Here is a 14,987-nt window from a genome sequence, read left to right on the forward strand (position 1 = left end):
GACAGCAAGCAGTCATTGCCTAATTGTTGACAATCATTCGCATTCGCGTTCTTATACGCGCCATGTATATCTGCATGTGCAATGCCGTTACCGACCACGACATCCGCCGCGAGGCGGCCGACGGCGTGCATACCTTTGCCGAATTGCAGGCCCGCACCGGCTGTTCCGATTGCTGCGGCTGCTGCGAGCAGGAGGCCCGTGCCACGCTGGACAAGGCCGTCGAACACGTACTCGGCCAGTTGCCGATCCTCACGGCCTGAGCTGCAAAATCCTCCGCAACGAATCCATCGCGACCGCATGGCCGTGCACGGCCCGTGCATCGGCAAACCATTGCCATTCGCATTTCGTCGGCGTGCGCGCTGAGTTTGTATAGTGGCGACCCAACGCGCCAGCAGCCGGAGAGCCCCATGAAAGGTGATGCGAAAGTCATCGAGTTCCTCAACAAGGTGCTCTACAACGAACTGACCGCGATCAACCAGTATTTCCTGCACTACCGCATGCTCAAGGACTGGGGCTACACCGAGCTGGCCGAGCACGAGTACAAGGAATCGATCGAGGAGATGAAGCACGCCGATCACCTGATCGAGCGCATCCTGTTCCTCGACGGCCTGCCGAACCTGCAACACCTGGGCAAGCTGCGCATCGGCGAGAACGCGCTGGAATCGATGCAGGGCGACCTGGATCTGGAACTGGCCGCGGTGGTCGACCTGCGTGCCGCGATCGCGCACAGCGAAGGCATCGCCGACTACATCAGCCGCGACCTGTTCAAGGACATCCTGCACGACGAGGAAGAACACATCGACTGGCTGGAAACCCAGTTCAGCCTGATCAAGGACATCGGCGCCGAGCGCTATCTGCAGAGCAAGATGCAGAGCTGAGCCACCTCGCCGGTGCGCTGAAGCGTGCATCGGTTCCTTGACGCTTTCGTCACGGCAGGGCTATACCTTCGGTTTTCCCCGGAATGGCCCGCATGGCTTCACGCCCTCCACCGCGCTTCGTCGTGCGCCGGCATGATGATGCTGGCTCGCGTCGGCGCGGGCTGTGGCTGGGCTCCGCGTGGCTGGCCAGCCTGCTGCTGACCGGGTTGCTGGTCGGCCTGCTGACCCGCCACGCCAGCCCGGCGGCCAACGACCAGCGCCAGCAGCGCGCGCTGAACGCGCAGATCGACGATCTCAAGCAGCAGGTCGCGAACCTGCAGCGCGCCGCCCAGGTCAATGAAGTCGCCACCCGCTCGCTGCGCGGCACGCTGGCCCAACGCGAGGAAGAGCTCAATGGCCTGCGCGCCGATCTGGGCTTCTATTCCCGGCTGGTGGGCGGTGACGCCCAGCGGACCGGCCTGAAACTGCAGGAAGTGAAGCTGCAGCCGATCACCGGTTCGCACGGCTGGAACCTCACCCTCAGCCTGACCCAGAACGCGAAGCGCGACGAGGAAACCGTCGGCAACGCGGTGATCAGCGTGGAAGGTCTGCGCGGCGACAAAGTAGTCACGCTCGACTGGGCGGCACTCGGCGATGCCGCGCAGAAAGACGGGCTGCCGTTTCGTTTCGTGTATTTCCAGCAGCTGCACGGCACCTTCGTGCTGCCGGCGGATTTCCGCCCGACGCGGCTGCGCCTGCTCATTCAACCCACCAGCGGCGAACCGGTTGACCGTACCGTCGCCTGGGGCGCCGCGCTGAGCGGCAACATAACCACAGCCCAAGGGGATCAAGATGCTCAACCGTAAGCGCAACGAGCGCAGCAATGCCAGCCACGAAACCAGCCTGATCGCCCGCGGCACGGTGATCCGCGGTGATCTGCGCTTCAGCGGTGCACTGCACCTGGATGGCCGCATCGAAGGCACCGTGTTCGCCGAAGGCGAGGATGCGATGCTCACGCTCAGCGAGCACGGCCAGGTGCAGGGCGAGATCCGCGTGCCGCATGCGGTGATCAACGGCCACGTCACTGGCGACGTGCACATCAGCGCCCGGCTGGAACTGGCGGCGCAGGCACGCATCGATGGCGACCTGCGCTATCACACGCTGGAAATGGCCGCCGGCGCTCAGGTCAACGGACGCATCTCACGCCAGGCCGAAGACACCCCGCGTGAGCTGCCGGCCCCGGAAACCGCCGGCACTGATCTGCTCGACGACGCCATGCCTGCCTAAGCGGTATGCTTGCATCAACCGGCAACGCCCCCACTTGAACGTCATGGAAACTCTGCTCTCGATCCCTGATTACCGCAGCAGCGGCGCACCGCTGCTGTTCACCGCCGCGGCCGCACACAAGGTGCACGAGCTGATTGCCGAAGAAGGCAACCCGGCGCTGAAGCTGCGTGTGTACATCAGCGGTGGTGGTTGCTCGGGGTTCCAGTACGGCTTCACCTTCGACGAGGCCCAGGCCGAGGACGACTTTGCGGTCGAGCGCGAGGGCGTGACCCTGCTGTGCGATCCGCTGTCGTTGCAGTACCTCACCGGCGCGCAGATCGACTACGCCGAAAACCTCAGCGGCGCGCAATTCGTGATCAGCAACCCGAACGCCAAGACCACCTGCGGCTGCGGCTCCTCGTTCTCCACCTGAGAGGCCGTCCGATGGACCGGGCCAAACTGCCGCGCCCCAACACCTTTGCCGGACTCAGCCGGGTGCTCGACCGGGTCGCCGAGAAGCGCGATGACTCCGCATGGGTCCGCGCTCAGGCTCATTCAGTCGAGGCGCGCTACCTGCTGCTGGACGCGGTCGGCGAAGCCTTTCTGCAACGCGAGCATGAGGCGCTGCGATGGCTCGACGCCATCGAACGTGAGCGCTGGCTCGATGACTTGCCCGGCAGCCTGCTCGGCATCGCCGACGGGCAGGCGATCTTCATGCTGGTGCTGGACGATGCCGCCCGCATCGCCGCACTGGAAACCGCACTCGATGCCCGCCGCGCGGGCCTGCGTGCCGCCGGCCTGCTGCTGACGGCGAACGAAGCGGGCCTGTTCGCCTACGCCAAGGGCCTGTCGCACTGGCAGCGCGAGACCAGACACTGCGCGCATTGCGGTGCATCGCTGCAACTGGTCGCTGCGGGCCATCGCGCGCAGTGCACGAACCCCGATTGCGCGCGCCTGCATTTCCCCCGCACCGATGCGGCCGTGATCATGCTGATCGAACACGAGGGTGCCTGCCTGCTCGGTCGCCAGGCCGGCTGGCCGCCGGGTCGCTATTCCACCCTGGCCGGTTTCGTCGAGCCTGGCGAGGCGCTGGAGGACGCGGTGCGCCGCGAGGTGGCCGAGGAGGCCGGCGTGATCGTCGACGAGGTGCGTTATCACTCCTCGCAACCGTGGCCGCTGCCCGCGTCGCTGATGGTCGGCTTCATCGCCACCGCCGCATCGCGTCACATCGCCATGCGCGATCACGAGCTGGAAGACGCACGCTGGTTTACCCCCCAGCAGATCGTCGACGGCATCGCGGACGGCAGCTTCATACCTTCCACCGCCCTGTCGGTGTCGTACCAGCTGCTGGCGCACTGGCTGCAACAGCGTGCAGGGCTGGACCTCGATGGGCTGGTTGCCGGCACCGCTCCGCACTGACTCCCGGGAAGGTCACCGCCGCCGTTCATCGGCGAACTTGAGGTCAAATCGTCTGTCATAACCCTCCGTGCATCACCAGGATTGGCGATGGAACACCGGGGTAGTCCACCTGATGCAAAACAGCACCTGCGCTTGGCGAGTCGATCCGGCATGCCGGGGTGGCAAGACGCCGTGCGACGCGGCGCCATTCTCGGCGGCGTACTCGCGGGCCATCTCGTCATCCTGATGATGGTGCTGCACCCCTCGTGGCGGCGTGCCGGATATGTGGCACGTCGGCCAAAGGATCACGTACTTCGGCTCACTTTCGACCGGTTACCGGAAGTCGTTCGGCTTTCGTCGACTCGTATTACCACGCGAGTGCCGACCAAGACGAAACCTGCGCGATCAGCGATCGTATTGCCCGAGGTCATGACCACCTCTGTCACGCGCCTGGCAAACGCCTCACCTTCGACCACGTCAACCCCGATCACGACGACACCGCTGATGGCTGGCGGCCTGCACCGGAGCTATCAGCCCGGCGATTTCCGGATGGCCTTGCAGAACGCGCAGCGAACAAGGCCAGATCACATCCCCGGCAGCATCACACCGCGGATAGGCGGCATCCGGCTGCAGACCGGTTCCAGCATCATGGGAACCGTGCACCGGCTTGCTGAGGTCAGTCGCTGCACAAACGAACAATTCCGTCTGCAGAACAGCACCCACCAGTTCACGCCCGAAATGATCGATCAGGCGCTCGAAACAGCCGGCTGCGGGCCTCATCTCGGGCATGCGGCACTTGATGCCACGATAGATGCCCTCTCTCATCCGGCGATATTCGGCCACTGAGGCGCACCAGCCCATCCAGCCTGGCTGGCTGGCGCGCACATTGCTCTACTGCATCTGCGAAGAGATCGAACACTCGCTTACAATGCGGACATCACCTGCGAGTACGCATCATGGCCATCAGTCTGCTCGTTGCCCTCATTGCCCTCGGCCTGCTGCATGCCATGCCGCAACTGGCGCGCTGGCGCGGTGATGGATGGTTCCGTCGCTGGGTTGCGCAGCTGGCTGACACCAGTGGCAGCGGTCGCGTGCTGCTGACCCTGCTACTGCCCGTCGCGCTATGCGCACTGCTATGGTGGCTGCTGGGCCACCTGCTGCTGGGTGATTTACTGCAGCTACTGTTCTCTCTGGCCGTGCTGCTGTATTGCTTCGGCCCGCGCGAATTCGAAACCGACCTGGAAAACATCCTGACGGCGCCTGACGGTGCCAGTCGCGAAGCTGCCGCGCAGGCGCTCGCCGACGATGGTGAAACGGTCGCCTGGAACGCTCCCGCTCTGGGGGTCGCGATCGCATACGCCGCCTTGCGCCGGCGCTTCGGTGTGCTGTTGTGGTTCTTCCTGCTCGGCCCGATCGGTGCCTTGCTGTACCGCCTGGCGCAAACACTGGGCCGTGACGAGTCGCTGCGGCTCGACCCCGGCAGCCGCACGGCGGCACGCTATACCGCCAACGCGCTGGACTGGCCAGCAGCACAGTTGCTGACCTTCACCCTGGCGGTGGTGGGCCACTGGGACGCAGTGATCGGCGCCTGGAAACGCTGGCACAGCCAGGCAGCCGCCACCAGCTGGTACAGCGTCGGTCCAGGCTTTCTCGGTGACGCGGCGCAGGCCGACGTGTTGATCGATATCGAGGCCGGCGACGGCTACGCCGAGGAGCACAGTGATCCGCTGGTCGAACTCGTGCGCTTGCGCAGCGCCTTGCTGCGCGCACTGCTGGCATGGCTGAGCCTGGTGGCGCTGATCGTGCTGGGCGGCTGGGTGAGCTGACCGCGCACCGATGGCGAACCAGTCTACGCGAGGTCACCGCGCAACTCGCGCACCCGTGCCTCCAGCGTCGCCGCACTGACTTGTTGCGGCGCCTGCGGCGCATCCGCCACCAGTTCCACGCGCGCACGGAAACGTCGCGGCAGGCGTGCGCGACGCAGCATCGAGTCACGTCGGCTCCATACACTCCCCCACAATCCACGCAGTGCCATCGGTATGACCGGCACCGGCCGGCGCTCCAGGATCTTTTCCACGCCCGGGCGGAATGTCGCGATCTCGCCATCGCCGGTCAGTCCCCCTTCGGGGAAGATGCAGACCACCTCGCCAGCCGCCAGCGCCTCGTCGATCGCGTCATAGGCCTGTTGCAGCACCGCCGGATCCTCCCTGTGGCCCGCAATCGGGATCGCCTTGGCGGTGTGGAAGACGAAGCGCAGCAGCGGGATGTTGAAGATCTTGTAATACATCACGAAGCGCGCCGGGCGCCGCAGGTTCGCCATGAGCAGCAGCGGATCCATGAAGCTGACATGGTTGCACACCAGCAACGCCGGGCCTTCCTCCGGCAGGTGCTGCATGCCATCCACGCGCACCCGGTACAGCGTGTTCACCAGCAACCAGGTGATGAAGCGCATCAGGAACTCGGGCACCAGGGTGAAGATGTAGACCGCCACCAGTACATTGAGCAGCGCCGCCGCGAGGAAGATCTGCGGTGCCCCGAGGCCGAGCGCGCTCAACCCGAGCCCGAAGCCCGCGGCCAGGCAGATCAGCAGCGCGTTGAGGATGTTGTTGCCGGCGATGATTCGCGACAATTGCTCGCGCGGCGCCCGGCTCTGGATGAAGGCGAACAGTGGTACCACGTAGAAGCCGGCGAACACCCCGATCATGGTCAGGTCGAACACGATGCGCCAGCTGCCCGCGACATGCAGAAAGGCCAGCCAGTCCAGTCCCTGCACCGCCGATGCCGCCGGCCGTGCGAAGAACAGATCGACACCGAACGCGGTGAGGCCGAACGCGCCCAGCGGCACCAGGCCGATTTCCACCCGCCGGCCCGACATCCTCTCGCACAGCAGCGAGCCGACGCCGGTGCCCAGCGAGAACAGGGTCAGCACCAGCGTGTTGACCGAACCGTCGCCACCTAGATTGAGCCGGGTATAGATCGGCAGCTGCGCCACCAGCACGGTGCCGAAGAACCAGAACCACGAGATGCCCAGCACTGCGTTGAACACCGCACGATCGTTGTGCGTGATGCCGAGCACGCGCACCGTCTCGCTCAGCGGGTTCCAGTTGAACTTCAGCTCCGGCGCAGTTGCCGGCGCCGATGGAATCGCACGACTCGCGCCGTAGCCGAGCACCGCCACGCCGATCGTCAGCACGGCCGAAGCCAGCGGTCCCACGCCGGCCAGCAGCATCAACGCATTGCCGGCGATCATGCCGATCAGGATCGCCAGTTGGGTGCCCATCTCCACCATGCCGTTGCCGCCGACCAGCTCGGCCGGCTTCAGCGCCTGTGGCAGGATCGCGTACTTGATCGGCCCGAACACGGTCGAATGCACGCCCATCATGAACAGCACGATCAGCAGCAGCATCAGGTGGTGGGTATGGAAGCCGTAGGCCGCCAGCAGCATCGCCGCGATCTCGAACAGCTTCACGTAACGGATGATCCGGGTCTTCTCGAACTTCTCGGCCAGCTGCCCCGCGGTGGCCGAGAACAGGAAGTACGGCAGGATGAACAGCGCCGGCGCAAGATTGGTATACAGCGACACCTGCTGATCCGGCAGCCCCATCTGGAACGCTGCCAGCATCACCATCGCATTGCGAAACGCGCTGTCGTTGAACGCACCCAGCGCCTGGGTCCAGAAGAACGGCGCAAACCGCCGCTTGCCCAGCAGTGCGAACTGACTCATGCGATGCCCTGGTGAGAAAAGATCCGTGTCAGCCCGCCGGGCCTCTTCGTTCAAGGGATTATTGCCATCGAAAAGGTTTCCGCACAACGCAGCGCATGCAAGGCCCCGCACTGAACGGCAACATGGCCACTGCCGCCATCACGTTTGTCTGCAGTTGGATCCGCCGTACCCCGTGCGAACACACCATGCCGGGTATGTTTTTTGATCACCGATCCGCGGGTTTTGACATTGCGCAAACTGACTGAAACTTTTGCGCACCCATCGCATCGAAGTACGGAGCCATGCTTGTTCTGATCTATTTGCTCGTTCTGGCTTTAGATTATTTCGTAACTTATTGCGATATAACAGCTTGTTATTGCAATCCGGCCGCTCTTGTCCGCAACATTTCGTAACTTTATTTAATCTTCAGAATTCCCCCCGCATTAGGTACTACGATAGGCAAGCCCCTTAATCATCGCCCTGGCCACCGCCGATGAACGCGCAAAAAAACACGCTCTCCACTGCTGGTGGAACCTTCTCCGATCGCATAAAGCTGCTGATCCAGCGCGTTGGCAGTGCTACCGAGATCGCCAGAATGTGCGGATTTTCGGAGGGCGTGGTGCGCAGCTGGCGCGATGGCAACACCGATCCGTCGCGAGCACGCTGCGTCACGCTGGCGCGCACCTTGGGCATTTCGCTGGTGTGGCTGGTGGCGGGTGAAGGCACGCTGCAGATCGACCCGACCGTGCCCACCCAGGACGACCAATACAGTTCGGAAAACGTGACGTCCCATCGGCCGCGCAGCCGTTTGAGCACGCAGGGGCATGCCGAAAACTCGGGCGTCGACGCCCAGCGGTTGAACACCGCCATGCGTATCCTGCAGTCGGAGCTGAGCCTGGCCGGCAGCCAGCTTTCCCTGTCCGATAACACCGACCTGTTGACCCAGCTCTACGAAATCCTCGGTCCGGGCGGCTCGCATGTTGACCCGCTGGCCATGGTGACGTTCAACCATCGTCTGGCTGAGCGTATCCGTCAGGACCGCAGCGCGGTCTGATTCCGCAGCGGAACGTTCACCCATGAAAACGGCAGCCACGATGGCTGCCGTTTTTTTATGGCCTCTGCTCAGAGCAGGGCGATATCGGCAATCGCGCCGAACTGCGCTTTCAACTGGCCCAGCAGGGCTAGCCGGTTGGCGCGCACGGCCGGATCATCGGCATTCACCAGCACGCTGTCAAAGAATGTATCCACCGGTGCCTGCAGTTGCGACAAGCGGGCCAGCACGGCGGTGTAGTCACCCGCGGACAGCGCCCCGGCCGTCTCGCGCTGAGCGGTGCTGAGCGCGTCGGCCAGTTCACGCTCCGCATCTGCCTCGAAGTGTGCCGGGTCGACTGCCCGACCGATCACTGGCGCACCCGTTTCCTCGGCCTGCTTGCGCAGGATATTGGCGACGCGCTTGTTCGCCGCGGCCAGGCTGATCGCCTCCGGGCGACGACCGAACTCGGCCACGGCGCGCAGGCGCCGGTCGAAGTCGACCAGGCTGGTAGGTTGCACCGCCAGCACGGCCTCGAACTGCGCGGTGTCGAAACCCTGTTCGGCGTAGTAGCCGCGCAGGCGATCGAGCACGAAGTCGTACAGTTCCTCGAGCAGGATCGCCCGTCGCTCGCCAGCATGCAGGACCGGTGGCTTGCCGTCCTTGCTCGGCTTCAGGCCAGCCGCCAATGCATTATCCGGCAGCAGTTCCAGTGCCTCGACAAAACTGCCGCGCAGATCGAGCTCAAGGCCGGCCTCGATCAGCGTACGCGCCAGACCGAGTGCAGCACGGCGCAGTGCGAACGGATCTTTGTTTCCACTCGGCTTCATGCCCACCGCGAAGATACCGGCCAGCGTATCCAGCCGCTCGGCCACCGCCAGCACCTGGCCCAGCTTGCCGGCAGCGATCGCATCGCCGCCGAAGCGCGGCTGGTAATAGCTGTCCAGTGCCGCGGCCACCTCGGCCGATTCACCATGATGGCTGGCGTAGTAACACCCCATCACACCTTGCAGCTCGGGAAACTCGCCAACCATGCGGGTCAGCAGGTCACATTTGCTCAGCGAGGCGGCTCGGGTGGCCGCACCGGCATCCGCATCAACCCGGTTGGCGATCACGCGCGCCAGCTCGGCCACACGCACGCTCTTGTCCCACAGGCTGCCCAGCGCCTGCTGGTAAGTGACGTTCTTGAGCTGCTCCTGGTAACTGGCCAGCGGCGTCTTCAGATCCTCGTCCCAGAAGAACTTGGCGTCGGCGAAGCGTGGCCGGATCACCCGCTCGTAGCCCTTGCGGATCTCGGCCGGATCCTTGCTGTCGATGTTCGCGATGCCGATGAAGTGCTCGGTGAGTCTGCCGTCGGCGTCGAACACCGGCACGAATTTCTGGTTCGCCACCATGGTGGTCACCAGCGCCTCCGGCGGAACAGCAAGAAACTCACGTTCGAAGGTGCAGGCGATCGCCACCGGCCATTCGGTAAGGTTGGCGATCTCGTCGAGCAAGGACTCGTCCAGCCGCGGCACATTACCAGTCTGCTGTGCAGTCCGGGCCACCTCCGCACGGATGCGCTGGCGCCGTTCCTGCGGGTCGGCAAGAACGTTGGAAGCACGCATCGCATCCAGCCAGCTGTCGGCATCGGCCACATGCACCGGCTGTGGATGCATGAAGCGGTGGCCGCGTGACTTGCGCCCGCTCTTCAGGCCGAGCAAGCCACCATCGACGATCTCGGCACCGTGCAGGATCACCAGCCAGTGGACGGGACGCACGAAGCTGTAGTCGTGATCGGCCCAGCGCATCGGCCGCGGAATCGGCAAGTTCTTCAGCGCTTCTTCGATGATTTCCGGCAGCAGGGCCGCCACCGGCTGACCGGGCTTCACCGCACGAAACACGAACCACGAACCCTTGTCGGTTTCCAGCTTTTCCAGTCGCTCGACACCGACGCCACAGGACTGCGCGAAGCCGAGCAGCGCTTTGGATGGCAGGCCATCGGCATCCAGCGCGGCGTTCATCGCCGGTCCACGTCGCTCGATTGCCTGCTCCGGCTGCGCCTGTGCGACTGCGGGAATATGCACGGCCAGACGGCGCGGCGTGCAATAAGCTTTTGCCTGATCCAGCGCAGCCTCGATACCGCGCTTGGCCAGCCCGTCGCAGATGCCGCGCAGGAATGCGGAGGAGAGTTCGTCCAGCGCCTTTGGCGGGAGCTCCTCGGTACCCAGTTCGATCAACAGCGGCTTGTGCTCAGCCATGGGCCAGCTCCTTCACTTGCTTGAGGCCCGGGAAACCCAGCTTCTCGCGCTGCGCCACATAGGTTTCGGCGACGCTGCGCGACAGCGTGCGCACGCGCAGGATGTAGCGCTGGCGTTCGGTGACACTGATCGCGCGACGTGCATCGAGCAGGTTGAAGGTATGGCTGGCCTTCATCACCTGTTCGTAGGCCGGCAGCGGCAGGTTCGCGGCGATCAGCTTGTTCGCCTCGCCTTCGCAGACGTCGAACCAGTGCAGCAGCTCAGGTACGTTGGCATGCTCGAAGTTGTAGGTGCTCTGCTCTACCTCGTTCTGATGGAATACGTCGCCATAGGTGACGATGCCACGTGGGCCGTCGGTCCAGACCAGGTCGTAGACGTTGTCCACGTTCTGCAGATACATCGCCAGCCGCTCCAGACCGTAGGTGATCTCTCCTGTGACCGGGCGGCATTCGAGGCCGCCGGCCTGCTGGAAGTAGGTGAACTGGGTCACTTCCATGCCGTTCAACCAGACTTCCCAGCCGAGTCCCCACGCGCCCAGGGTCGGTGATTCCCAGTTGTCCTCGACGAAGCGCAGGTCATGCACCAGCGGATCGAGGCCGAGTTCCTTCAGCGAACCGATATACAGATCGAGGATGTTTTCCGGATTCGGCTTCATCACCACCTGATATTGGTAGTAATGCTGCAGGCGATTCGGGTTCTCGCCATAGCGACCGTCGGTCGGTCGGCGCGAGGGCTGCACATACGCCGCCGCCCACGGCTCGGGACCGAGCGAGCGCAGAAAGGTGGCCGGGTGGAACGTGCCTGCGCCAACCTCGGTATCGAGTGGCTGCAACAGCACGCAACCCTGCGCCGCCCAATAGCGGTTGAGGGTCTGGATCACATCCTGGAAGGTGCGCGCGGACATGGCTTTCCGTGACCTGGGATAAAGCGCGTTAGTATAGCCGCAGCTTGCTTTCCCACCGGGCTCCGACCGGCAAAGCACCACGGGGGTAATATCGGAATGGCCGCATCACCGCAAATCGCATCCCTGCTGGGCCGTCGCGGCCGGCTGGAACTGGACGATCTGCTGGCTGCGCTGGTGGTCGACGGCTATCTGCTGGCAGATGACGCCAAGCAGGTGCGCATGGGCGCACGCGCCGGGCGCAGTACCGTGGAATTGCATCCGCTGGTATTGATCGCCAACGCCAAGCTGGCAAATCAACGCGAGCCGGGGCGACCGCTGAAACTGGAAGCATTGACCGAATGGCTGGCCAGTCACGCCGGTCTGCCGTATCTGAAAATCGATCCGATGAAGATCCACGTCGCCTCGGTAACCCAGGTGGTCAGTCACGCGTACGCCCAGCGCCATCGGATCCTGCCGGTGGCAGCCGCGCCCGGCGAAGTGACGTTCGCCACCTGCGAACCGTTCGACGCGGGCTGGGCCGCCGATCTGGCACAGATGCTGCGGCGTGACGTGAAGCGGGTGGTGGCCAGCCCGATCGACATCAACCGCTACCTGCAGGAATTTTATGGCGTCCAGCGCTCGATCCAGCTGGCGCAGGACGCGAAGGCCAACGACAACAACGCCTCGGCGATTCTCAACTTCGAGCAGCTGGTCGAGCTGGGCAAGAGCGGCGAGGTCGGCGCCGACGACCGCCATGTGGTGCACATCGTCGACTGGCTGCTGCAGTACGCATTCGAGCAACGTGCGTCCGACATCCATCTCGAGCCACGCCGCGAGACCGGGCATATCCGCTTCCGCATCGATGGCATCATGCACAAGGTGTTCGAGCTGCCGTCGCCGGTGATGACGGCGGTGACCGCGCGCATCAAGATCCTTGCGCGCATGGACGTGGCCGAGAAACGCCGGCCGCAAGATGGCCGCATCAAGACCCGCTCGGCAGGCGGCCGCGAGGTGGAGCTGCGCATCTCCAACATGCCCACCGCCTTCGGCGAAAAGGTGGTGATGCGCATCTTCGATCCTGACCTGGTGGTCAAGGACTTCGCCCAGCTCGGTTTCTCCGTCGACGAGGGTGCCAACTGGCGCAGCATGGTGGAGCGTCCGCACGGCATCGTGCTGGTCACCGGTCCGACCGGCTCGGGCAAGACCACCACGCTGTATTCCACGCTCAAGCACCTGGCCACACCCGCGCTCAACGTGTGCACGGTGGAAGACCCGATCGAGATGGTCTCGCCTGAATTCAACCAGATGCAGGTGCATGCCGCGATCGACCTGGATTTCGCCGCTGGCGTGCGTACCCTGTTGCGCCAGGATCCGGACATCATCATGGTCGGCGAGATCCGCGACCTGGAGACCGCGCAGATGGCGGTGCAGGCCTCGCTGACCGGTCACCTGGTGCTGTCCACTCTGCATACCAACGACGCGCCCAGTGCGGTCACTCGCCTGCTCGATCTGGGCGTGCCGCATTACCTGATCCAGTCCACCCTGACTGGCGTGGTTGCACAGCGACTGGTGCGCACCCTGTGCCCGCACTGCAAACAGGAAACCACGCAGGATCCGCAGGCATGGCAAGTACTCACCCACGGCTGGTCGATACCGGTGCCGGACAAGGTATTTCAGCCGATCGGTTGCCTTGAGTGCCGCAATACCGGCTTCATGGGCCGCACCGGCATCTACGAGATGATGAAGCTCTCTCCACGGTTGCGCGGACTCATCTCGGCCGAGCTCGATCTGGGCAACTTCGGGCAGGCTGCATTGTCCGAAGGCATGCGGCCGTTGCGCATATCCGCCGCCGACCAGGTGGCTGCCGGACTGACCACCGTGCAGGAAATCCTCACCGTGCTGCCGCCCATCGAGACCTTCGACGACACACCGCCGTAGAGACGCCCACTCCTCATTCAGCGCTTCCGTGCATGAAACCCGTATTGATCATCCGAACCGGCCGTGCGCCGGACAACATCCGTGGCCGGCATGGCGACTTCCCCCACTGGTTCCGGCTCGGTGCGCAACTGCATCCGCAACAGATCCGGATTATTGATGTCGCCGCTGGCGAGACACTCCCACCACCACAGGAAATTGCCGGCGCCATGATTACCGGTTCTGCGGCCATGGTCACCGAGCGGGCAGCGTGGAGCGAGCGCACTGCCGGCTGGATCCGCAGCGCGATGGATGTGGAACTGCCGCTATTCGGGGTCTGCTACGGCCATCAGCTGATGGCGCATGCGTTGGGTGGGCGTGTCGATTACCTACCCGGTGGGCGCGAGATTGGCACCCAACCGATCGAACTGCTCGACTGCGCTGCAGCCGATCCCCTGACTTGCAGCTTGCCAGCCAGTTTCCGTGCACATACCACCCACGAGCAGAGCGTGCTCGAACCGCCGCGTGGCTCCACCGTGCTGGCGCGCTCCCTCCGCGATCCGCATCAGCTGCTGCGCCACGGACCGCAGGCGATCAGCAGCCAGTTCCATCCCGAGTTCAATGCCGACGTGATGCGCGCATACATCAAGCGCAAGCATGTCGACATGCAGCGCGAAGGCGCAGATCCGCATAGGGCCTTTAGCAGCGTCGCCGCCACGCCGCTCGCCCGCCGACTGCTGCGGCAGTTTGCCCGCCTGCACGGGTGGAGTCATGCAGCCGCGTGGGGTTGAATGTTCAACCGCGCAAGCGTCGGGCGATTGCGTCGCGTGAGAACAGGGCGAACACCACACCGAACAGAAAACCGCCAATATGCGCCCACCAGACATAGGCGCCATAGCTAGGCCCGGCGTAGCTGAACAACAATTGCAGCAGCACCCAGATACCGATCAGCAGAAAGGCCGGCACTCTTACAAACTCCAGATACAAGCCCAGCGGCAATACCAGTCCGAGTTTGGCGCGTGGAAACAGCGCCACATAGGTGCCTACTACTGCCGACACCGCACCACTGCAACCAATGATCGGCAGGCGCACACCCGCCAATGACAAGGCACCAATCAGGTTCGCCACGATACCGCCGATCACGAACAGCAGCAGAAAGCGCAGCGAGCCCAACGCACGCTCGCCCGGCAAACCGAAGATCGCCAGAAACAGCAGATTGCTCAGCAGATGCAGCCAGGTCACATGAATGAATAGCGCCGTGAACAGGCGCAGCAGAGCAGGGTCGGTCAACTGCGGCAGCAATGCCTCGTGCGGATCGAAGATGTTCGCCGGCACTGTTCCCCATTCCAGCAACAACGAAATCCGTTGCGGCGGCGGTGTCAACGCAAGACCGACGAAACACACCACACACAGCGTGACCACCAGCAAGGTGGCCCAGTGCCAGCGGGGTCGGCGGCGTGTTTCGACGTGTACAAACAAAAGCGCATTTCCTCGGATAGCGACCGGATAGCGGCGTGCCGACCATCATAGGGGATCGCGCATGACCGACCGTGACCGGGTTGCAATCCATGCAAAGAAACCCGCCGTCAGCGGGTTGCGCTCTTCGATCGCGTCAGCCATGTCGCATAAAGAAAAACCCCCACCGTTTCCGGTGAGGGTTTTTGGGATAAAGCCCCTGGCGGTGACCTACTCTTGC

General features: G+C 63.9%; 15 protein-coding genes. 11 read left to right on the top strand and 4 right to left on the bottom strand.

What is annotated here, in order from left to right; translation table 11 throughout:
- Positions 1-62 precede the first annotated feature (62 nt).
- The 8 genes from ACYVKM_RS13520 to ACYVKM_RS13555 all read left to right on the top strand — a co-directional run bounded on the left by ACYVKM_RS13520 (position 63) and on the right by ACYVKM_RS13555 (position 5,347).
- The gene (locus tag ACYVKM_RS13520) at positions 63-260 is read left to right on the top strand and encodes a (2Fe-2S)-binding protein (protein ID WP_460878133.1); all 198 of its coding nucleotides are present in this window, start codon (positions 63-65) and stop codon (positions 258-260) included.
- Positions 261-407: 147 nt separating this feature from the next.
- Complete coding sequence (bfr, locus tag ACYVKM_RS13525) at positions 408-878, top strand: bacterioferritin (RefSeq protein ID WP_077518923.1); 471 nt, start codon at positions 408-410, stop codon at positions 876-878.
- Positions 879-970: 92 nt separating this feature from the next.
- The gene (locus ACYVKM_RS13530) at positions 971-1,723 is read left to right on the top strand and encodes a DUF6776 family protein (protein WP_460878134.1); all 753 of its coding nucleotides are present in this window, start codon (positions 971-973) and stop codon (positions 1,721-1,723) included.
- Positions 1,710-2,144 (top strand): bactofilin family protein, encoded by a 435-nt coding sequence (locus tag ACYVKM_RS13535; RefSeq protein ID WP_460878135.1) that lies wholly within the window; start codon positions 1,710-1,712, stop codon positions 2,142-2,144. The genes ACYVKM_RS13530 and ACYVKM_RS13535 overlap by 14 nt, the downstream gene beginning before the upstream one ends.
- A 43-nt stretch (positions 2,145-2,187) precedes the next feature.
- Positions 2,188-2,556 (top strand): iron-sulfur cluster insertion protein ErpA, encoded by a 369-nt coding sequence (gene erpA, locus ACYVKM_RS13540; protein WP_077518920.1) that lies wholly within the window; start codon positions 2,188-2,190, stop codon positions 2,554-2,556.
- Between the two features lie 11 nt (positions 2,557-2,567).
- Positions 2,568-3,542, top strand: a complete 975-nt coding sequence (gene nudC, locus ACYVKM_RS13545; protein WP_460878136.1) for an NAD(+) diphosphatase — start codon at positions 2,568-2,570, stop codon at positions 3,540-3,542.
- 87 nt (positions 3,543-3,629) lie between these two features.
- Positions 3,630-4,367 carry a hypothetical protein gene (locus ACYVKM_RS13550; RefSeq protein ID WP_460878137.1) on the top strand — a complete coding sequence of 246 codons (738 nt, stop codon included), beginning with the start codon at positions 3,630-3,632 and terminating at the stop codon, positions 4,365-4,367.
- A gap of 110 nt (positions 4,368-4,477) precedes the next feature.
- Positions 4,478-5,347, top strand: a complete 870-nt coding sequence (locus ACYVKM_RS13555; RefSeq protein ID WP_460878138.1) for a beta-lactamase induction protein — start codon at positions 4,478-4,480, stop codon at positions 5,345-5,347.
- A gap of 23 nt (positions 5,348-5,370) precedes the next feature.
- On the opposite strand, the gene ACYVKM_RS13560 is transcribed toward ACYVKM_RS13555, so the two are convergent.
- The gene (locus ACYVKM_RS13560; RefSeq protein ID WP_460878139.1) at positions 5,371-7,245 is read right to left on the bottom strand and encodes an MFS transporter; all 1,875 of its coding nucleotides are present in this window, start codon (positions 7,243-7,245) and stop codon (positions 5,371-5,373) included.
- Positions 7,246-7,717: 472 nt separating this feature from the next.
- Between ACYVKM_RS13560 and ACYVKM_RS13565 the strand changes: the two genes are divergently transcribed.
- Positions 7,718-8,278 (top strand): helix-turn-helix domain-containing protein, encoded by a 561-nt coding sequence (locus ACYVKM_RS13565; protein ID WP_460878140.1) that lies wholly within the window; start codon positions 7,718-7,720, stop codon positions 8,276-8,278.
- Positions 8,279-8,346: 68 nt separating this feature from the next.
- On the opposite strand, the gene glyS is transcribed toward ACYVKM_RS13565, so the two are convergent.
- Together glyS and glyQ are read right to left on the bottom strand one after the other, a co-directional pair.
- Positions 8,347-10,494, bottom strand: coding sequence for a glycine--tRNA ligase subunit beta (glyS, locus tag ACYVKM_RS13570; RefSeq protein WP_460878141.1), 2,148 nt, complete (start codon positions 10,492-10,494; stop codon positions 8,347-8,349).
- Positions 10,487-11,398: a glycine--tRNA ligase subunit alpha gene (gene glyQ / locus ACYVKM_RS13575; RefSeq protein ID WP_460878142.1), complete on the bottom strand. Its 912-nt coding sequence runs from the start codon at positions 11,396-11,398 to the stop codon at positions 10,487-10,489. The genes glyS and glyQ overlap by 8 nt, the downstream gene beginning before the upstream one ends.
- A gap of 96 nt (positions 11,399-11,494) precedes the next feature.
- On the opposite strand from glyQ, the gene ACYVKM_RS13580 reads away from it, so the two are divergent.
- Both ACYVKM_RS13580 and ACYVKM_RS13585 read left to right on the top strand, forming a co-directional pair.
- Positions 11,495-13,315, top strand: coding sequence for a GspE/PulE family protein (locus ACYVKM_RS13580; RefSeq protein ID WP_460878143.1), 1,821 nt, complete (start codon positions 11,495-11,497; stop codon positions 13,313-13,315).
- 32 nt (positions 13,316-13,347) lie between these two features.
- Positions 13,348-14,082 (top strand): glutamine amidotransferase, encoded by a 735-nt coding sequence (locus ACYVKM_RS13585; RefSeq protein WP_460878144.1) that lies wholly within the window; start codon positions 13,348-13,350, stop codon positions 14,080-14,082.
- Positions 14,083-14,086: 4 nt separating this feature from the next.
- On the opposite strand, the gene ACYVKM_RS13590 is transcribed toward ACYVKM_RS13585, so the two are convergent.
- Complete coding sequence (locus tag ACYVKM_RS13590) at positions 14,087-14,770, bottom strand: rhomboid family intramembrane serine protease (protein WP_460878145.1); 684 nt, start codon at positions 14,768-14,770, stop codon at positions 14,087-14,089.
- Positions 14,771-14,987: the final 217 nt, after the last annotated feature.

It is taken from the genome of Rhodanobacter koreensis (assembly GCF_054782855.1).